21 protein-coding genes are annotated in these 18,361 nt (G+C 70.5%); 11 read left to right on the top strand and 10 right to left on the bottom strand.

Going from position 1 to position 18,361, the window contains the following annotated elements:
* From ACPYOG_RS04960 to ACPYOG_RS04950, 3 genes are all read left to right on the top strand, one after another.
* Positions 1-368, top strand: a 368-nt coding sequence (locus ACPYOG_RS04960) for a carbohydrate ABC transporter permease (protein WP_481293142.1), incomplete at its 5' end; no start/stop codon positions are given.
* Entirely contained in the window at positions 365-1,273 is a 909-nt protein-coding gene (locus ACPYOG_RS04955; protein WP_481293141.1) for a carbohydrate ABC transporter permease, read from the top strand. The genes ACPYOG_RS04960 and ACPYOG_RS04955, both read left to right, overlap by 4 nt.
* A gap of 80 nt (positions 1,274-1,353) precedes the next feature.
* Entirely contained in the window at positions 1,354-3,354 is a 2,001-nt protein-coding gene (locus ACPYOG_RS04950) for a glycogen debranching N-terminal domain-containing protein (protein WP_481293140.1), read from the top strand.
* Positions 3,355-3,423: 69 nt separating this feature from the next.
* On the opposite strand, the gene ACPYOG_RS04945 is transcribed toward ACPYOG_RS04950, so the two are convergent.
* Positions 3,424-4,497, bottom strand: coding sequence for an NAD(P)-binding domain-containing protein (locus ACPYOG_RS04945; protein ID WP_481293139.1), 1,074 nt, complete (start codon positions 4,495-4,497; stop codon positions 3,424-3,426).
* Between the two features lie 141 nt (positions 4,498-4,638).
* Between ACPYOG_RS04945 and ACPYOG_RS04940 the strand changes: the two genes are divergently transcribed.
* Positions 4,639-4,857 (top strand): DUF3073 domain-containing protein, encoded by a 219-nt coding sequence (locus ACPYOG_RS04940; protein ID WP_090040720.1) that lies wholly within the window; start codon positions 4,639-4,641, stop codon positions 4,855-4,857.
* A gap of 10 nt (positions 4,858-4,867) precedes the next feature.
* Here ACPYOG_RS04940 and ACPYOG_RS04935 read toward each other — a convergent pair whose 3' ends face one another.
* The 7 genes from ACPYOG_RS04935 to ACPYOG_RS04905 all read right to left on the bottom strand — a co-directional run bounded on the left by ACPYOG_RS04935 (position 4,868) and on the right by ACPYOG_RS04905 (position 11,754).
* Complete coding sequence (locus tag ACPYOG_RS04935) at positions 4,868-5,482, bottom strand: response regulator transcription factor (RefSeq protein ID WP_481293138.1); 615 nt, start codon at positions 5,480-5,482, stop codon at positions 4,868-4,870.
* Positions 5,479-6,654, bottom strand: coding sequence for a sensor histidine kinase (locus tag ACPYOG_RS04930; protein WP_481293137.1), 1,176 nt, complete (start codon positions 6,652-6,654; stop codon positions 5,479-5,481). Before ACPYOG_RS04930 ends, ACPYOG_RS04935 begins: the two co-directional genes overlap by 4 nt.
* Positions 6,655-6,696: 42 nt before the next feature.
* Complete coding sequence (locus tag ACPYOG_RS04925) at positions 6,697-7,440, bottom strand: ABC transporter permease (RefSeq protein WP_481293136.1); 744 nt, start codon at positions 7,438-7,440, stop codon at positions 6,697-6,699.
* Positions 7,437-8,372, bottom strand: coding sequence for an ABC transporter ATP-binding protein (locus ACPYOG_RS04920; RefSeq protein WP_481293135.1), 936 nt, complete (start codon positions 8,370-8,372; stop codon positions 7,437-7,439). The genes ACPYOG_RS04925 and ACPYOG_RS04920 overlap by 4 nt, the downstream gene beginning before the upstream one ends.
* Before the next feature lie 178 nt (positions 8,373-8,550).
* Complete coding sequence (purM, locus tag ACPYOG_RS04915) at positions 8,551-9,669, bottom strand: phosphoribosylformylglycinamidine cyclo-ligase (protein ID WP_481293134.1); 1,119 nt, start codon at positions 9,667-9,669, stop codon at positions 8,551-8,553.
* Positions 9,670-9,691: 22 nt separating this feature from the next.
* A complete protein-coding gene (gene purF / locus ACPYOG_RS04910) occupies positions 9,692-11,263 on the bottom strand; it encodes an amidophosphoribosyltransferase (RefSeq protein ID WP_192629693.1) in 1,572 nt (523 codons plus the stop codon).
* Positions 11,264-11,292: 29 nt separating this feature from the next.
* Entirely contained in the window at positions 11,293-11,754 is a 462-nt protein-coding gene (locus ACPYOG_RS04905; RefSeq protein WP_481293133.1) for a hypothetical protein, read from the bottom strand.
* Positions 11,755-11,829: 75 nt separating this feature from the next.
* Here ACPYOG_RS04905 and ACPYOG_RS04900 point away from each other — a divergent pair, with 75 nt between their 5' ends.
* Positions 11,830-11,961, top strand: coding sequence for a hypothetical protein (locus ACPYOG_RS04900; RefSeq protein ID WP_481293132.1), 132 nt, complete (start codon positions 11,830-11,832; stop codon positions 11,959-11,961).
* Between the two features lie 38 nt (positions 11,962-11,999).
* On the opposite strand, the gene ACPYOG_RS04895 is transcribed toward ACPYOG_RS04900, so the two are convergent.
* Entirely contained in the window at positions 12,000-12,356 is a 357-nt protein-coding gene (locus ACPYOG_RS04895) for a sterol carrier family protein (protein WP_481293131.1), read from the bottom strand.
* 78 nt (positions 12,357-12,434) lie between these two features.
* On the opposite strand from ACPYOG_RS04895, the gene purD reads away from it, so the two are divergent.
* Positions 12,435-13,691, top strand: coding sequence for a phosphoribosylamine--glycine ligase (gene purD / locus ACPYOG_RS04890; protein WP_481293130.1), 1,257 nt, complete (start codon positions 12,435-12,437; stop codon positions 13,689-13,691).
* A gap of 52 nt (positions 13,692-13,743) precedes the next feature.
* Here the strand turns inward: purD and ACPYOG_RS04885 are convergent, their stop codons facing one another.
* Positions 13,744-14,988, bottom strand: coding sequence for an FAD-binding protein (locus tag ACPYOG_RS04885; RefSeq protein WP_481293129.1), 1,245 nt, complete (start codon positions 14,986-14,988; stop codon positions 13,744-13,746).
* Between the two features lie 182 nt (positions 14,989-15,170).
* Between ACPYOG_RS04885 and ACPYOG_RS04880 the strand changes: the two genes are divergently transcribed.
* From ACPYOG_RS04880 to ACPYOG_RS04860, 5 genes are all read left to right on the top strand, one after another.
* Positions 15,171-15,617, top strand: a complete 447-nt coding sequence (locus tag ACPYOG_RS04880) for a DUF6325 family protein (protein WP_481293128.1) — start codon at positions 15,171-15,173, stop codon at positions 15,615-15,617.
* An 11-nt stretch (positions 15,618-15,628) separates the two neighbouring features.
* Positions 15,629-15,994: an SHOCT domain-containing protein gene (locus ACPYOG_RS04875; protein ID WP_481293127.1), complete on the top strand. Its 366-nt coding sequence runs from the start codon at positions 15,629-15,631 to the stop codon at positions 15,992-15,994.
* A 31-nt stretch (positions 15,995-16,025) separates the two neighbouring features.
* On the top strand, positions 16,026-16,928 hold the full coding sequence (locus tag ACPYOG_RS04870; RefSeq protein WP_481293126.1) for a phosphoribosylaminoimidazolesuccinocarboxamide synthase: 903 nt from the start codon (positions 16,026-16,028) through the stop codon (positions 16,926-16,928).
* Between the two features lie 82 nt (positions 16,929-17,010).
* Positions 17,011-17,889 carry a VOC family protein gene (locus ACPYOG_RS04865; RefSeq protein ID WP_481293125.1) on the top strand — a complete coding sequence of 293 codons (879 nt, stop codon included), beginning with the start codon at positions 17,011-17,013 and terminating at the stop codon, positions 17,887-17,889.
* An 83-nt stretch (positions 17,890-17,972) separates the two neighbouring features.
* Positions 17,973-18,341 (top strand): VOC family protein, encoded by a 369-nt coding sequence (locus tag ACPYOG_RS04860; protein ID WP_481293124.1) that lies wholly within the window; start codon positions 17,973-17,975, stop codon positions 18,339-18,341.
* Positions 18,342-18,361 lie beyond the last annotated feature (20 nt).

Here is an 18,361-nt window from a genome sequence, read left to right as displayed (position 1 = left end):
AGCTCCGGCCCACCCTGTTCACCGTGCTCACTCTGGGACTGATCGGCTGCTGGCAGGTCTTCGACCAGATCTACACCGGCACGCGTGGCGCGCCGGGCAAGACGACACTGACGCCCGCCTACCTCTCTTATCAGACCTCCTTCGTCAACCAGCAGTGGGGTCAGGGGGCGGCGATCGCGTTCATCCTGTTCGTCATCATCGTCGTCTTCACCATCTTCCAGCGCTGGGTGCTGCGCGAGAGGAAGGTCTCCAAGCGCAGGATGCGGCTCTACCAGCCGGCGCTCACGGCCGCCACCGCGGCTGCCGGCGCGCCGGGCAGCGTCCCGGCCGCGTCCGGCGACTCCGATCGCGAAGGAACGCTCCGATGACATCCACCACCGTGACTCCCGACCGGGTCGACGCTTCCGCCGGCGGGCCCGTCGCGGCCCGGAACCGGCCCCGCGGGAAGCCGTTCAGCGTCGCGACCCTCATCACCTACGTCATCCTCGTGGTGCTGGCCGTCGTGTACATCCTGCCGTTCCTCATCCAGGTCTCCACCTCGTTCAAGACGGATGCCGAGGCGACGGCGAACCCGGTCGCGCTCATCCCGCAGACCTTCACCACCGCCGCCTACACCAAGCTGTTCCTCTCCTCCGACTTCCCGGTCTGGTTCGCGAACTCGGCCGTCGTCACGGTCGTCGTCACCCTCGGAAGGGTCTTCTTCGACTCGCTCGCCGGCTACGCCTTGGCCCGGCTGCACTTCCGAGGCAGAAGCGTCGTGTTCGCCGCACTCGTCGCAGTGATGTCGGTGCCGATGGTCGTGCTGCTGATCCCGAAGTTCCTCGTCATCAACCAGCTGGGCATGTACGACTCGTACACCGGCATGATCCTGCCCCTGCTGACGGACGCGGCAGGCGTCTTCATCATGAAGAACTTCTTCGAGTCGATACCGGCGAGCGTGGAGGAACAGGCGCGGATCGACGGAGCCGGGACCTTCCGCGTGTTCTGGTCGATCGTGCTGCCCATGGCACGACCTGCGCTCATCACGATCGTCATCCTGTCGTTCCAGGGATCGTGGAACGAGCTCGCCCACTTCATCGTCTCGACGCAGAGCCCGTCCCTGACCACGCTCACGAAGGGGGTGGCGGGCCTCGCCAGCGGCCAGCTCAGCCAGGGCAGCCAGTATCCGATCAAGCTCGCAGCGGCCGCGATCATGACGATCCCCGTCGCTGTGCTGTTCTTCGTGTTCCAGCGACGGATCATGAACTCCAGCGAAGGGGCGGTGAAGGAGTGACTCCCTCCGGCACCGCCGACGATCAGCACCCGGGGACTTCCTCTCCGGGACCAGACGAACACGAAGGCACGACCCTGACGATGACCCAGCTCCACCAGCCGCTCCTCCACGACAGCACTGTGGTGCTGACGGCTCCGTCACAGGCGTGGTCCGCCCCGGACGGACGCATCGACGGGCACGGGATCCACGGCTTCTACCATTCGGATCTCCGCGTGCTGGATCGGGTGCTGCTGACGGTCGGCGGGTCCGAACCGGAGCACATCGGCACCGCCGGTCCCGATGCTGCGACGGCCGTGTTCACGGCCGTCGTGCGCGGGCTCGACGACGAGACGGCCGATCCCCGCGTTCGCCTCGATCGCTCGCGCACCGTTCGAGCGGGTTCGCTCGGCGAGCGGATCGTGCTCAGGAATGCGCTCGGCCACCGGCTCCGCACCACCGTTCAGCTGGAGGTGGGAGCCGACTTCTCGCCGATGCAGCAGATCAAGGCGGGACAGAGCGGGAGCGAGCATCCCGTCACGGTGGCCCTCGGAGCGGACCCGGGATCGGCGGACCTGCGCAGCGGACCGGTCTCCGCCCGCATCGTCGCCGAAGGCAGCGACATCACCGTATGCGGCGACCGCGTCACCCTGCGCTGGGAGGCCGACCTCGCGGCCCGGAGCGAGGTCGTGCTGGAGTGGCGCATCGACGTCGAGGATCCGACCGCGGTCGTGGCGGGCGCAGCGCCGTCGGACTGCTGGGCGGCCTTCCGCGCCACGACCGGCGACTCCCGTCTCGCCGCCTGGCTCGGCCGCGCGATCGCCGACCTGCAGGCGCTGCGCATGACGACCGTCGAGCATCCCGACGATGTCTTCCTCGCCGCAGGCGCCCCGTGGTTCTTCACCCTCTTCGGCCGCGACTCGCTGTGGGCCGCGCGGATGCTGCTGCCGCTCGGTCACGAGCTCGCCGCATCCACTCTCCGGGTGCTCGCCGGCTACCAGGGCGTGCGCGAGGTGCCGGAGACGGCCGAGCAGCCGGGCAAGATCATGCACGAGCTGCGGCCGGGCACGCTGAGCATCCCCGGCGAGGACGTGATCCTTCCTCCCCTCTATTACGGCACCGTGGACGCGACCGCTCTCTGGGTGTGCCTGCTCCACGACGCCTGGCGCTGGGGCATGCCCGCCGAGGAGGTCGAGGTGCTGCTCCCCCACCTGGAGGCGGCCCTCGCGTGGATGCGCGACTACGGCGACAGCGATGGCGACGGCTTCCTCGAGTACATCGACACGACGGGTCACGGCCTGGCGAACCAGGGCTGGAAGGATTCCGGCGACTCGATCCAGTGGCGCGACGGCACTCTCGCCGTCGGCCCGATCGCGCTCTGCGAGGTCCAGGGATACGCCTACGAGGCGGCCGTCGGCGGAGCCGCGCTGCTCGAGGCGTTCGGCCGCCCGGGCGCGGAGGACTGGCGCGCCTGGGCCGCCGACCTCAAGGAGCGCTTCGCCGCATCATTCTGGATGGACGACCCCGACGGCGCGTACCCGGCTGTCGCGCTCGACGCCGCGAAGCGGAAGGTGGACACGGTGACGAGCAATATCGGGCATCTGCTCGGGACGGGCATCCTCGACCCCGAGCAGTCCGCCCTCGTCGCCCGGCGGCTGGTCTCACCGGAGCTGGCTTCCGGCTACGGGCTGCGGACCATGTCCCAGGACTCCGCCGGCTACTGGCCGCTCAGCTACCACGGCGGAAGTGTCTGGGCGCACGACACCGCGATCGTGATCGGTGGGCTGGCGCGGGAGGGGTTCCGGGACGAAGCCGAGCGACTGACGGAGGGATTGCTCGCCGCCGCAGAGTGCTTCGGCTACCGGATGCCGGAACTGCACGCCGGCGACAGCGCCGACGAGACCAGCACGCCCGTTCCGTACCCGGCGGCCTGCCGACCGCAGGCGTGGTCTGCAGCCGCCGCCGTGGCCGTGCTCAGCGCCCGGCTCGGACTGCAGGCCGACGCGCCCGCCGGCCGCTTCGTCGTCGACCCGGAGCCGTCGGCCGGCACGATGCGCATCCGGGGACTCCGCTTCGCGGGCGAGGCGCGCGACGTGACCGCCTGATCCGACGGTGGGACTGACCCGACGGTCCCCGCGGCCCACCGAAGCGCGAATGCGCTCCGTGCCCGCTCGCTAGAGCTGCGCCATGATCTGGCGGGCGATGATGCGCCCGGCCCGGTTGGCTCCGATGGTCGACGCCTGCGGCCCATACCCGGCGAGGAATATGCGCGAGTCCTGCCAGGATGCGCCGGACGCCACGGTGAGGCCGCCGGTCTTCTCGCGCAGCCGGAGGGGCGACAAGTGCCGCAGCTCCGGGCGGAAGCCGGTCGCCCAGACGATCGCGTCGGCACGGCTGAACGAGCCGTCCGGCCAGCGGACGCCGTGCTCCTCGATCTGCGTGAACATCGGCCGCTCCGTCAGCACACCGCGCTCGATGCCGGCAGCGATACGGCGAGTGCGCGGGACGCCCGTTCCGCTGACGATGGACGGGAGCGCCTCGCCCGCACGGGCTGCGGCATCCTGCATCGTCACGGCCGCCACGCCGCCTTCGATGGTCAGCTCCGATTCGTCGCGGAAGTCGACCGGGCGCCGGGTCGCCCAGGTGAGCGACTCCGCGACGCCCTCCAGCTCGAGCAGGAAGCCGATCGCGCTGGTGCCCCCGCCCACGACGACGACCGACTGCCCCGCGAAGTCCTGCGCGGCGACGTATCCGGAGGTGTGGACGTGACGGCCGGCGAAGTCGTTCATGCCGGGGTAATACGGAATGAACGGGGCGCCCCACGTGCCCGAGGCGTTCACGACGAGGCGGGTGGCCGTCTCGCCGGCGCTGTGCTCCACGATGAGGTCGGCGCCGCGGTCGTAGACGCTCCGCACGGCGACCGGACGCTGCACCTCGAGACCGAAGTGCTCCTCGTACCGGCGGTAGTAGCCCGCGACGATATCACGCGCCGGAAGCGACCGATCGGCGGTCTCGAAGCTCAGCCCGAGCTCGCCCATACCGGGCAGGTCATTCACGTGATGGGCACTGCCGAGCTTCAGCGCATCCCAGCGGTGCTGCCAGGCGCCACCGGTGCGCGGACCGCGGTCGTACACGACGAAATCGACGCCGGGCGTGAGCTGGAAACGACGCAGATAGTAGGCCACCGCGAGACCTGCCTGACCCGCGCCGATGACCACCACCTGGGTCTCGGTCCTGGTCGTGCTCACGCGCTCATCCCATCACTTCTCGCTGTGCGCGAACTCGGGGTCCCACGAGGCTCGCATGCTAAACTCCATCGTAGTTTTCACTGTTTCTATTCGATCCCCGGGGAGCCTCTCGCCCGGGCTGGGACCAAAAGGGGGTCACGCATGGGGCGCGGCCGTCAAAAGGCGAAGCACACCAAGATCGCTCGCGAGTTGAAGTCGTTCAGCCCAGAGGTGAACTACGACGCGCTGGAGCGGGAGCTGACCGGACATTCCCACAGCGACGACGAGTACGCCAAGTGGGCCGACTACGAGCCCAAGGGTGCCAGCACGTACGAATACGAGGACGAGGACGAGGAGACCGGGACGCCGAAGCGCGCCTGATTTCGCACCGTCACAGCCAGCCCTGCTTCGTCGCGATGGACACGGCCTCCGACCGGTTGCGTGCGCCGGTCTTCCCGATCGCGCTAGAGAGGTGATTGCGGACGGTCCCCTCGCTGAGGTGCAGCCGACGCGCGATGTCCGCAATCGTCCCACCGTCGCCCGCGACCTCGAGCACCTCCGCTTCGCGCACCGTGAGCGGTGACGCTCCGGAGGCGAGCGACTCCGCGGCCAGAGCCGGGTCCACCACCCGCAGGCCGGACGCGACCCGGCGCACCGCATCGGCCAGCTGGCCCGACGGGGTGTCCTTGACGACGAAGCCGGACGCACCCGCCTCCATCGCCCGCCGTAGGTAACCGGGCCGTCCGAAGGTGGTCACGATCAGCGACCGGCACGACGGCAGCGCCAGACGCAGGGCCGCCGCCGCCTGGATGCCGTCGAGACCCGGCATCTCCACATCCAGCAGCGCCACATCCACCGCCTCGGCCCGCGCAGCCGCGACCACCTCGTCGCCGCGCCCCACCTGGGCCACGACCTCGAGGTCCGGCTCGAGGTCGAGCAGAGCGGCCACGGCACCGCGGACCAGCGCCTGATCGTCGGCGAGCAGCAGCCGGATCGCCGCGCTCACGCCATCCTCCGCACGCTGAGCAGCGTCCCACCACGCGGGCCAGGGACGACGGCGAGCTGTGCGCCCGCCTGCGCCGCCCGGGCCGTGAGGCCGGCCAGCCCCGAGCCGGCGGTCCGCATCGCGCGCGACGACGCCGTGGCACCCACGGGAGCCGGCACCGCCTCGGTACCCGCGAGCGGTCCGCGGCCGTCGTCCTCGATCTCGAGGCGGTCCGGCCCGACCGTCACCCAGCAGTTGCGGGAGCGGGAGTGCCGGATCACATTCGTGACGCCCTCGCGCAGCACCCAGCCGAACAGCTCCCGCAGGTCCGGCTCCACGTCCTCCCCGTTGCGGGGCAGATGCGCCTGGATGTCCGCCGCCGCCAGGCTCGCCTGTGCAGCCGCGAGCTCGGTCGAGAGACTCATCTCGCGGTATCCGGCCACCGCCGCACGCAGGTCGGCGAGGGCGGACCGGCTCAGTCGCTCGATGTCCGCGATCTCGTCCGCTGCTCGGGTGGGATCCGTGGGGACCAGTCGCTGCGCGAGCTCGGACTTCACGGTGACCACGGTGAGCGAGTGCCCCAGCACGTCGTGCATGTCCCGCGAGAAGCGGGCGCGCTCCTCCACGACAGCCAGCCGCGCGATCTCGCCCTGCGCGTTCCTCAGCCGCCTCAGGGCGTCGATCTGCCGGGCGAAGGCGGCCATCATGACGCCCATGGAGAGGGTCACGAGGGCGATGTACCAGTTGTCCGCGAGGGTGCCGGCCGCCGCGAAGACGACGAGCTGGATCAGGGCGAGGAGCCCGATGATCGCGAACGTCAGCGACGTGCGCGACACCACCATCCCGGCGACGCAGGCGACATACACCCAGGTCCAGGAGGCGACCGGCCCGAGGAGGGGGAAGAGCGGCAGTGTCAGGAGGAAGTAGCCCCCCAGCCCGAGCAGGCGGGTCCGCTCCTCCGCCCACCAGAGCACCGGCGCCAGAACGAGGAAGCCGACATAGATCACGGCGAGCAGCGCGGTGGCCAGCAGCCGGTGGAGGAGCGACCAGGGCGACGACCACACCGCCACCAGCACAGAGATCTGATAGAGCAGTCCGACGGTCGCACCCGGGTACCAGCGGAAGGCCGACGGGTGCGTGAGCCGTTCGCGCCATCCGATCGGGCGGACGCCCGCCAGCTCGTTCGAGAACACGTTGCTACCTTAGGTCAGCGCGTCCCAGTGCGGCGCCGAGCATCAGCCCCGGGCCGCGTCGCGACGGTAGCGCCAGACGACGAGCGCAGCCAGCGCGACCGTCCACAGGGCGAGCACGATCGCCGGCGTGAGCGCGTCACCGCTCTGCAGGGCGCCGAGCTGGCCCACCCGGTTGAGCCAGTAGGACGGCACGGCCTTGGCGACGTCGGCGACCCAGGCGGGGAAGATCTGCAGCGGGATCCACAGACCGCCGAGGATGGCCATCCCCATGAACACGACCATGAACAGCGGCTGTGCGAACTCCGGCTTCGCGAACTGGCCGATCACGATGCCGAGCAGCGCGAACGGGATGACGCCGCACCAGACGGCGAGACCCGCGAGCACCCAGCTGCCCGCCGCGAGATCGGGATGGAACAGCACGAGCGAGACGACGATGATGATGAGGATGCTGAACAGGGCCAGGGCGAGGGCGGCCACGACCTTCGAGACGAGGTAGCCCGTGCCGCTGAGCGGCGTGATGCGCAGCTGACGATTCCAGCCGATCGAGCGCTCGGTCACGATCTGGAACGCCTGCGACAGCGCGGCCATCATCCCGCCGTATGCGGCCACCTGGATGGTGGTGACCACGACCCACGGAAGGTGTGTGGACGCATCCACTTGTCCGGAGCCTCCGTAACTGCCGCCGAAGGCGATCAGCATGATCAGGGGCACCGCGACGGTGAACACGATGGCGCGGGCGTTCTTCAGCTGACGGAGCGAGTCCCGTCCCAGGTACGCGATGGTCATGAGAGGGCTCCTTCGGTGGCGCGTGTCTCGGTGAGGGCGAGGAACGCCTCATCCATGGTGTGCGCTGTCACTTCGATGTCGTGGATGTCGTGGATGTCGTGGATGTCGTGCTCGGCGAGGAGGGCGCGCAGCGTGGCGTCGGAGTCGTCGCTCACGAGCGTCACCCGGTCTCCGCGCCGGTCGGCCGCACGGACGCCCGGGAGGGCGGCGAGAGCGGCCTGGCTCTCGGGTGTCGCCGCGAACCGGGCGGTGGCGCGGATGCGGCGGCCAGAGACGACGGCCTTCACCTCGGCGGGCGTCCCGTCGGCGACGATTCGTCCCCGCGCCATCATGACGATGCGGTCCGCGTGCTCGTCCGCCTCGTCCAGGTAGTGGGTGGCGAAGACGACGGTGCGGCCCGCCTCCGTGAACTCGCGCATGGAGCGCCAGAAGGTGCGCCGCGCCTCCACATCCATCGCGGCAGTGGGCTCGTCGAGGAAGAGGAGGTCGGGGTCGGAGACGACGGCGACCGCGAACCGGGCGCGCTGCAGCTGGCCGCCGGAGAGCTTGGAGACCCGCTGACGTGCGATCTCCGTGCAGCGGGCGCGCTCGAGCGCCTCCGTCACGGTCAGCGGGTTCCGGTGGGCCGCGGCGACGAGGGCGACGGACTCCGCGACGGTGAGCGTCGGGAGCAGCGCGCCGCCCTGCAGCATCGCCCCCACCCGGCCCTCACGGATAGCGACACGTGGCGTTGCGCCGAAAAGCTCTGCGCTTCCTGCCGACGGCCGGGCCAGGCCCAGCGCGAGGTCGATGGTGGTCGATTTGCCGGCTCCGTTCGGACCGAGAAGGGCGACGACTTCGCCCGGGCTGATGCTGAGGTCGACGCCGTCGACGGCCGTGAGCGCGCCGAAGCTCTTGCGCAGGCCGGTGAGGCGGATGGCGGGTTCATTCACGCCTCTCAGCGTGCCCGACACCCGCACCGAACCCCCAGTGCGCCTGTCAGCATCCGCCCATGACATTTGTCACGCCCCACCGCCGAGTCCGCACAGATTGCACGTCGCAGCGGCGCGGCGCGTGCAGTCTTCGCGGACTCGACGGTGGGGCGCGAGCGGAGAGGAGGGGAGGTGCGGGTCAGGCGTAGGCGCCGGTGAGGCGGACGGCGCCGCCCTCGACGCCCTTGGCGCCCTGCTCGAAGCCGGTCAGGTCGCGGGGCGCTGTGGAGACGGTCCCGGCGCGCCACGTGGGGATGCCGTCGGCCGTGATCGCGGCGGCCACCGCATCCGCCGCCTCGGGCGACACGACAGCGAACATCCCGATGCCGAGGTTCCAGGTGCCCTCTGTGGACTCCAGCGAGCTTCCCGCGAGGTCGCTCAGGATGCGGAACACCGGCGTCGGCGACCAGGTCGAGCGCTCGACCTCGACCCAGGAGCCGACGGGGAGGACGCGGGCCAGGTTCGCGGCGATCCCGCCACCCGTGACATGGCTGAGCGAGTGGATGGCGCCGCCGAGCGACGCATCCTGGAGCACACGCAGCAGCGGGGCCGTGTAGAGCCGGGTCGGCTCGAGCAGGGCCTCCCCGACCACGCCGCCGAACTCGGCCGAGTGGTCGGTGAAGCCGACCCCGCGCGCCGCGAGGATGTGGCGCACCAGCGAGAAGCCGTTGGAGTGCAGGCCCGACGACGCGAGGGCGAGCACCACATCCCCGTCTCGGACGCGGTCCGCACCGAGCACGGCATCCGCTTCGACCACTCCGACCGCAGCGCCGGCGACGTCGTAGTCGTCGGGTCCGAGGAGGCCGGGGTGCTCTGCCGTCTCGCCACCGACGAGCGCCGTGCCGGTCTGGGCGCAGGCGCGGGCGATTCCCTCGACGATCGCGGCGATGCGCTCGGGGACGACCCGGCCGCACGCGATGTAGTCGGTCATGAACAGCGGCCGGGCGCCCACCACGACGATGTCGTCGACGACCATCCCGACCAGGTCCTGACCGATCGTGTCGTGCTTGTCGAGCGCCTGGGCGATCGCGACCTTGGTGCCGACTCCGTCGGTGGAGGTCGCGAGCAGCGGATGCCGGAAGTCTTTCAGGACCGACACGTCGAAGAGGCCGGCGAAGCCGCCGACGCCGCCCAGCACCTCGGGACCGTGGGTGCGTCCGACGGCCGCCTTCATGAGTTCGACGGCCCGGTCGCCGGCCGCGGTGTCGACGCCGGCTGCGGCGTAGGAGGCGGACGAGGAGGCGCTGAAGTCGGTCACCGGTCCATCGTATCGGGGCCGGTCACTCCTGTCGGGCGGGGTCCCCGTAGGAGAGGAGCGGCTCGAACTCGGAGTCCGGGCCGGGCTCGCACCCGTCGGAGGTGGGGCCGGAGCCGTCATCCGTGGCGGCGAGATCGGGCCGCTCCAGCAGGTTCTTGCCCAGGTGGTGCGCGTCCGGCAGCTCGATCGGGTAGACGCCCGTGAAGCACGCCGTGCACAGGCGCTCGCGTGGCTGCTCCGTGGCGGCGATCATGCCGTCCTCGGAGAGGTAGCCGAGGCTGTCGGCACCGATGGACTGACGTACCTCTTCGACCCCCAGCCCGGTCGCGATGAGCTCGGCGCGGGAGGCGAAGTCGATGCCGTAGAAGCACGGCCAGGTGATCGGCGGGCTGGAGATGCGCACGTGCACCTCGGCGGCACCGGCCTCGCGCAGCATGGACACCAGGGCGCGCTGCGTGTTCCCGCGGACGATCGAGTCGTCCACGACGATCAGGCGCTTGCCCTTGATGACCTCCTTCAGCGGGTTGAGCTTCAGCTTGATGCCCCGCTGGCGGATGGTCTGCGACGGCTGGATGAACGTCCGGCCCACGTAGGAGTTCTTCACCAGGCCCTGCCCGAACGGGATGCCGGACGCCTGGGCGTAGCCGATGGCCGCCGGTGTGCCGGACTCCGGCGTCGGGATGACGAGGTCGGCATCGACCTCGTGCTCGCGTGCCAGCCGGCGTCCCATCTCGACCCGTGCCTCGTAGACGCCGCGACCCGCGATCGTCGTGTCCGGACGGGCCAGGTACACGTACTCAAAGACGCAACCGGCGCGCTTCTCCTCCGCGAAGCGCTGGCTGCGCAGGCCGTTCTCGTCGATGGCGATGAGCTCGCCCGGCTCGACCTCGCGCACGAAGCTCGCGCCCACGATGTCGAGGGCCGCCGTCTCGGAGGCGACCACCCAGCCGCGCTCCAGGCGGCCGAGCACGAGCGGACGGACGCCCTGCGGGTCGCGCGCGGCGTACAGGGTGTGCTCGTCCATGAAGACCAGGCAGTAGGCTCCACGCAGTCGCGGGAGCACCTCCAGAGCCGTGGCCTCGAGGGTGTGATCGAGATCGCCGCGGAGCAGCGCGGTCACGACCGCGGTGTCGGTCGTGTTCCCCCGCGAGAGCTCGCCGTCGTGCTCGGGGTACCGCTCGTGGACGAGCTGCATCAGCTCGGCCGTGTTCGTCAGGTTGCCGTTGTGGCCGAGGGCGACGGTGCCGCTCGCCGTGGAGCCGAGGGTGGGCTGCGCGTTCTGCCAGCTGGATGCGCCGGTCGTCGAGTAGCGCGTGTGCCCGACCGCGATGTGGCCGGGCAGCGAGTTCAGGGCGTTCTCGTTGAAGACCTGGGAGACGAGCCCCATGTCTTTGTAGATGAGGATCTTGTCGCCGTCGCTGGTCGCGATGCCGGCCGACTCCTGCCCGCGGTGCTGCAGCGCGTACAGACCGAAGTAGCTGAGCTTGGCGACCTCCTCGCCGGGGGCCCAGACGCCGAAGACTCCGCAGGCGTCCTGCGGCCCCTTCTCTCCGGGAAGCAGATCGTGACTGAGAAGACCGTCGCCTGCGGCCACAGCGGACCCCTTTCAGGATGTCGGGATGTTCAGCTCTCGGTGCTGCCCGGGTTGTTCGAAGTGCTCTGACTGCTCTGGTCGCCGGGCTCCGGCTGCGAACCCTCTCGCCGCGCAGGCGGCGAACCGGGCTCGGGGACGCGCACGTCGATTCTATCCGCCTGAACGGTGCGCGCTCGACGGGCGGTCGCGCGGTCGAGCACCAGGGCCACCACGGCGCCGAGGGCGACGCCGATGGTCGCGCAGATGGCGAGCAGGAAGCCGAAGACGCTTCCCCGGTCGTAGGTCGGGTTCTCCGGGAAGGAGTACGTGAGGATGAGCGCGACGATGGCGAACAGCACGGCGCCGGCGATCATGAACCGGAAGTACCGCGGCGAGCGCCGCACCCGCACCTGCGCGGAGGTGACGGTCTCCTCGGGTGCCTGTTCCGCGGCGGCCGGCTCCTCGGCTGCCGGTTCCTCGTCGGAGGGCGGCTGCTCGGGGGTGTCGGTCATGCGTCCCATTCTCCCAGATCGAAACTGAGCGGGCGTCGGGCGTCATGCAGCCCGATCGACGTCGTCTGAAGAGGTATGAGCCCTCCTCTCGGCGCGAGCCGCGCATCCCGAACATCCGTCGTCCTCGTCCCGGTCGGGGCGGCAGCGTTCGGGTTGCTGATGGTGACGGCCGCTGTGGTGGCCGTGCTCTTCGGCGTGCAGCCGTGAGCGCCGCGACCCGGTAGCGCAAACCCCATAGCGCAGGCTCAGTAGCGCAGCGGGACGAGTCCCTCCAGAGAGGCCCGCTGGCCGGAGGCGTGGATGCTGCCCGAGGCGACGCCCTCCTCCCAGGTCATCCCGCCGGAGGCCAGCGACAGCCAGGTGGCGGCGTCGGTCTCGATGACGTTCGGCGGCGTCCCCCGGGTGTGCCGCGGTCCGGGGATGCACTGCACGGCGCCGAACGGCGGCACGCGCACCTCGACGGTGTTGCCGGGCGCCCGCTCCGCGAGCAGTTGCAGCAGGTACCGAACGGCCGTCGCGGTCGTCTCCCGGTCGGCTTCCCCTGCCACCGCCGCGCGCGTCGCCGGACCGCCGACCTCGTCCGGGATCTTCGCTCTCGCCATGCGTCCCATCCTGCCACCGGGTCATCCAGAGGCGCCCTGCGGCCGAAGCCGCGCATCCCCTCCCTCTAGCATGGTGGCGTGAAGATTCTCGTCCTCGGTTCCGGTGCCCGTGAGCACGCCATCATCACCGCGCTGCTCGCCGAGGGGGCCGGCCACGACATCGTCGTGGCGCCCGGCAACGCCGGCATCGCTCAGGAAGTGCGGGTGGATGCGACCCTCGATCCGCTCGACGGCGTCGCCGTGACCGAGTACGCGATCGAGAACGGCATCGAGCTGGTCGTCATCGGGCCGGAAGCGCCGCTCGTCGCCGGTGTCGCCGATCCCCTGCGCACGCGCGGCATCCCCGTGTTCGGGCCGGGCAAGGCCGCCGCCCAGCTGGAGGGATCGAAAGCCTTCGCGAAGCGCATCATGGATGCGGCCGGTGTCCCGACCGGGCGGGCCGTTCGCGCCGAGACGCTCTCCGAGGCGGAGGAGGCGCTGGACGACTTCGGAGCGCCGTACGTCGTGAAGGCGGATGGTCTCGCCGCAGGCAAAGGCGTGCTGGTCACCGAGGACCGCGAGGCGGCGGTCGAGCACGCCACGCACTGGCTGCGGCACGGCGGAGTGCTGGTCGAGGAATTCCTCGACGGGCAGGAGGTGTCGCTGTTCCTCTTCAGCGACGGCCACGACGTGCTCCCGTTGTCCCCGGCCCAGGACTACAAGCGCCTCCTCGACGGGGATGCCGGACCGAACACCGGCGGGATGGGCGCCTACTCGCCGCTGCCGTGGCTGCCGGACGGCTTCGTCGACGAGGTCATCGAGACGATCGCCCTCCCGACGGTGCGCACGATGGCCCGCGAGCAGACGCCGTTCATCGGGCTGCTCTACTGCGGACTGATCCTGACCGAGCGCGGCATCCGCGTGATCGAGTTCAACGCCCGCTTCGGCGACCCGGAGACGCAGGTCGTGCTCCCCCGGCTCGTCACGCCTCTGTCCGCGCTGCTGTTCGCAGCGTCGACGGGCGGCCTCGGGCGGCTGCCGCGTCCCGAGTTCGCGCTGGACACCGCGGTGACCGTTGTCCTGGCGAGCGAGGGCTATCCCGAGGCTCCTCAGACCGGCCGGCCGATCACGGGCCTCGAGGAGGCCGCCGCCGTACCGGAGGTGACCATCGCGCACGCCGCGACCGCGCGCGACGAGGCGACCGGCGCCCTCCTGGCGACCGGAGGACGCGTCCTCTCCGTGGTCGCTCGCGGCACCGGCTTCGCCGAGGCGCGCTCACGCGCCTACGAAGCCCTCGCACACATCCACCTCGAGGGCGCCCACTACCGCACCGATATCGCCGCCCGGGTGTCCTAGCCCGGTTCCGAGGCGCTTTCCGGGGCCTCTTTCGAGGACGGCGGTTCCGCGATCAGCGGAGGAGCCGGGCGAGGAAGGGGTTGCGGAAGCGCGCGTCGGGATCGAAGCGGGCGGCGAGAGCGGCGAAGTCGGCGAGGCGTGGGTAGAGCGAGGGGACGACGCCCTCGCGATCGAGGTACAGCTTGCCCCAGTGCGGACGTGCGCCGAGCGGCAGGAGCGCGGCCTCGACCTGCGGGAGCACCGCCTCCACGCCGGCCTGGTCGCGCACCCAGGTGAAGTGGAGGCCGACGACGTCGGTCCCGTACGAGCTCGACAGCCAGAGGTCGTCGGCTGCGACCGTGCGGATCTCGGTGATCTGCAGCAGGGGCGCGACCAGCGGCGCCAGCTCGCGAACCGCCTCGATCGCCTCCACGGCCCGGGACCTCGGCACCAGGTACTCGGACTGGATCTCCTCGCCGTTGGAGGGCGTGAACTCGAACCGGAAGTGCGCCAGCCGCTCACTCCACGGACCGGCCACCCCCAGCTGCTCCGTGGTGTTCCGCACATCCATCGTCGGGATCATGTGCCGCGGCTCGGTCAGAGCCGGCGCACCGAAGAAGTCGTCCTCGATCGCGGATTCCGCTCCGTCGAGCTCCTTGAGCCAGGCGAGGGACACGGACGGCTCGTCCCAGGTCGTGAAGAGACTCACGCTGTACGCGGCCGACGTGAGCTCGTCGAACCGGCCGAGCACCGCATCCCACGGCACTCCGCCGAACAAGCGCTGACGCGCGTCGAACGTCGGCCGGATGTCGAGGGTCACCTCGGTCACCACGCCGAGCGCGCCGAGTCCCACAACGGCACCGTCGAATCCCTCGTCGCCGCGGCGCAGGTCCACGAGCTCGCCGGAACCGTTCAGGATGCGCAGCCCGGCGACCGCCGTGGCCAGGTTGCCGTTGCGGTCACCCGAGCCGTGGGTGGCCGTGGCGATCGCACCGGCGACCGAGATGTGCGGGAGGGACGCGAGGTTGTGCAGCGCCCATCCGGCTTCCTGAAGCTCGCGGGCGAGATCTCCGTAGCGGACGCCTCCTCCGACCGTGACCGTGCGCGACGCCTCGTCGATCCGCACTGCATCGGGCAGTCCGGCGGTACTCACGAGCAGCCCCGGCGTGTCCGCCAGATCGTTGAACGAGTGCCTGCTGCCGAGCGCCCGGACAGCCGGCGCGCCGACGATCAGCTCGCGCAGCTCCTCGACCGTTTCCGGGCGCGCGATGCGCTCCGCTCGGTACTCGTAGTTGCCTGCCCAGTTCATCTCGGCCATCGCGGTCCTCCTCGATCCGTCTCGCCCGGCGGTGCTCCGCTCCGGTCGACTCTCCATTCTAGGAATGTGACCGTGAACATTCGTTTGAGTCCGTTTGTGCGGAAATACTGCGTAGCCTCGACGGCGACCCGCGCAGTATGGTGCCCGTGACGATTGGATGCGACCGCCGGGAAGGGGCAGTGATGGCCGAATTCGAATACGGTCCGGCAGAGTTCCTGGTCGCCCGGTTCGACGGCGACCGACCGTCGGAGGGCGTGGTCCGGGCGATCGCCGAGCTGCTGGATACGGGGACGATCCGGCTGCTCGACTTAGTGATCGTCCGGCGCCACGACGATGGGCGCGTCGAGATCATCGAGCCGGAAGAGCTGGGCGACGACCTCGGTCTCGCCGATCTTCCGGTCGAGGCCTCGGGTCTCGCCGCCGAGGAGGATGCGGAGCAGATCGCCGAGCTCCTGGATCCCGGCTCGACCGGGGCCATCCTCGTCCTCGAACATCTCTGGGCGAGACAGTTGTCGAGCCGCTTCTTCGAGTCGGGCGGCGTGGTGCTGCTGAGCGAGCGCATCCCGGCTCCGGTCGTGAACGCGGTGGCGGCGGACGCGTACGACGAGCTCGACACCGCCGAGAGCTGAGGAGCACGATAATGTCACCCATCCGGCGAGGCGGACGACCCGGGCTGATCGGGATGGCCGCGCGCACAGCGGTCGTCGCCGGCACGGCCACCGCGGTGTCCGGGAATGTGCAGCGCCGCCAGAACGAGCAGGCTCAGGCGGCGGCGCAGCAACAAGCCGCCGCGCAGCAACAGGCGGCGGCGCAGCAGGCCGCAGCGGAACAAGCGGCGGCGCAGCAACAGCAAGCAGCAGCACAGCAGGCGGCGGCTCCTCCGCCACCCGCAGCATCCGCCGGGAACGACCTCACCGCCCAGCTCCAGCAGCTCGCCACCCTGCACGCCCAGGGCGTGCTCACCGAGGCCGAGTTCACGGCGGCCAAGACACGACTGCTCGGGTAGCCGCCGGCGCGCCTCCCCCTACGATGGACGGGTGAGCGAACTTCCGGGATGGGTCCACGTGTATTCGGGGAAGGTGCGGGACCTCTTCGTCCCGGCCGGCGCGAGCGGTCTCGCCGACACGGACAGCGTGCTGGTCGTCGCCAGCGACCGCGTGAGCGCCTTCGATCACGTGCTCGAGCCGGGCATCCCGGGGAAGGGCGAGCTGCTCACGACCCTGAGCCTGTGGTGGTTCGACCGGCTGGACGATGTACCGAACCACCTCGTCCCGGACCACGCCCTCGTCGGCGATCGTGTCGTGGAGCGGATCCCGGAGGAGGTCTCCGGACGGTCGATGCTGGTGAAACCGCTCGACATGTTCCCCATCGAATGCGTCGTGCGCGGCTACCTGACCGGCAGCGGATGGGCGGAGTACCGGGAGTCGCAGAGCGTCTGCGGCATCCCGCTGCCGTCCGGCCTGCGGAACGGCGACCGGCTGCCGGAGCCGATCTACACCCCCGCCTGGAAGGCTCCGCTCGGCCAGCACGACGAGAACATCAGCTTCGAGCGCACCGTCGAGCTGGTCGGACCCGACGTGGCGGAAGAGCTTCGGCGTCTGTCGCTGCACGTCTATCGGCGTGGCGCATCCATCGCGGAGGCTCGCGGGGTCATCATCGCCGACACGAAGTTCGAGTTCGGCGCCGACCGGGTCACGGGCGAGATCACGCTCGCCGACGAGGTGCTGACCAGCGACTCGAGCCGGTACTGGGACGCCGCAGCGTACGCGGCGGGCGAGACCCCTGAGGAGCGGATGGCCAGCTTCGACAAGCAGATCGTGCGCGACTGGCTGGCCGCGAACTGGGACAGGACGGGCACGCCGCCCGAGCTGCCGGCGGACATCGTGGCGCGGACGGCTGCCCGGTACCGCGAGCTGCTGGAGCGCCTCACCGGGAAGTGAGTCCGGGGAGTGAGGCCGGCCGGCGGGGCGATCGAGACCTGACCGGTGAAATAACGCCGACGCCGCGGCGGTTGATGGTGGTATGCCCGAACTCCTCCCCGCCGACTCCACGATGGGCGCGGTCACTCTGCGCGTCGCCGATCCCGACCGGATGACGGCCTACTACCGCGACGCCGTCACCTTGCGGGTGCTCGCGGCCGAGGGCGGCCGGGTGATCCTCGGGCGCGGCACCACGCCGGCAGTCGTGCTGGAGTACGCGCCGGAGCTGAAGCACGCGGGTCCGGGCGAGGCGGGCCTGTTCCACACGGCGATCCTCTTCGACACCCAGGAGGCGCTGGCCGCCGCCGTGCACTCCGTCGCTCGCCGTGCGCCCGGCACGTTCACCGGGAGTGCGGACCACCTCGTCAGCACGGCCTTCTACTTCACCGATCCCGAGGGCAACGGAGTGGAGCTGTATTGGGACCGCGACCGCAGCCTCTGGAGCTGGACCCACGGGCAGGTCGAGATGGCGACGCTGTTCCTCGACCCCAACGCCTTCCTCTCCGAGCACCTGACCGAGCGCGGTGCCGCCCTCGCGGAGCCCGGGACCGACGAAATCCCGGTATTCGGCGACGCAGCCGTCGGCCATGTGCACCTGTCGGTGGGCGACGTGGAGACGGCGCGCGCCTTCTACGTGGATCGTCTCGGCTTCGAAGCGACGGCCGCCCTCGGCGGCTCGGCACTGTTCGTCAGCGCCGGGGGATACCACCACCACATGGCGATGAACACATGGAACAGCCGTGGGGCCGGCCGCCGCCGGCTCGCGCTCGGGCTGGGTCAGGTCGAGATCCGGGTCCCCTCAGCTGACGACGTGGGTGCGTTGGGCGAGAGGATGCGGCATTTCGGCGTGCCGACGCAGGACGACGGGCGCGCGCTGGCCTTCGAGGACCCCTGGGCGAACGCGGTGCGGGTCGTCGCCTGACCTCGTCCGTGCGGATCGCGGCAGTGTCGGAGGTCGCTGGCAGGCTGATCGCACATCCTTCCACTGCCGCTCCAGGAGGCACCATGCAGTTCGCATCCATCCGCATCGTCACCGCAGACGTCGATCGTCTCGCTCGCTTCTACGAGGAGCTGACCGGCGTCCCCGCTGTGCGACCCGCTCCGGTGTTCGCCCAGTTCGAGGTGGGCGGGGGGACCCTGGCGATCGGTGGCGTGGAGACCGTGGCCATGCTGGGCGAGGCTGCTCCACGCCCCGCGTCGAACGACTCGATCATCGTCGAATTCCAGGTGGATGACGTGGATGCGGAATTCGCGCGTCTCCAGCCGGACGACGTGGTGCTCCCGCCGACGACGATGCCGTGGGGCAACCGGTCGACGCTCTTCCGCGATCCCGACGGCAACCTCGTCAACCTCTTCACTCGCCCCACCCCCTGACGCTCGCCCCCCACCGTCGA

It is taken from the genome of Leifsonia sp. HAY1-4F, from assembly GCF_056755275.1.
The sequence above is the reverse complement of the archived record's forward strand: the minus strand, read 5'-3'. Positions and strand labels throughout refer to the sequence as shown.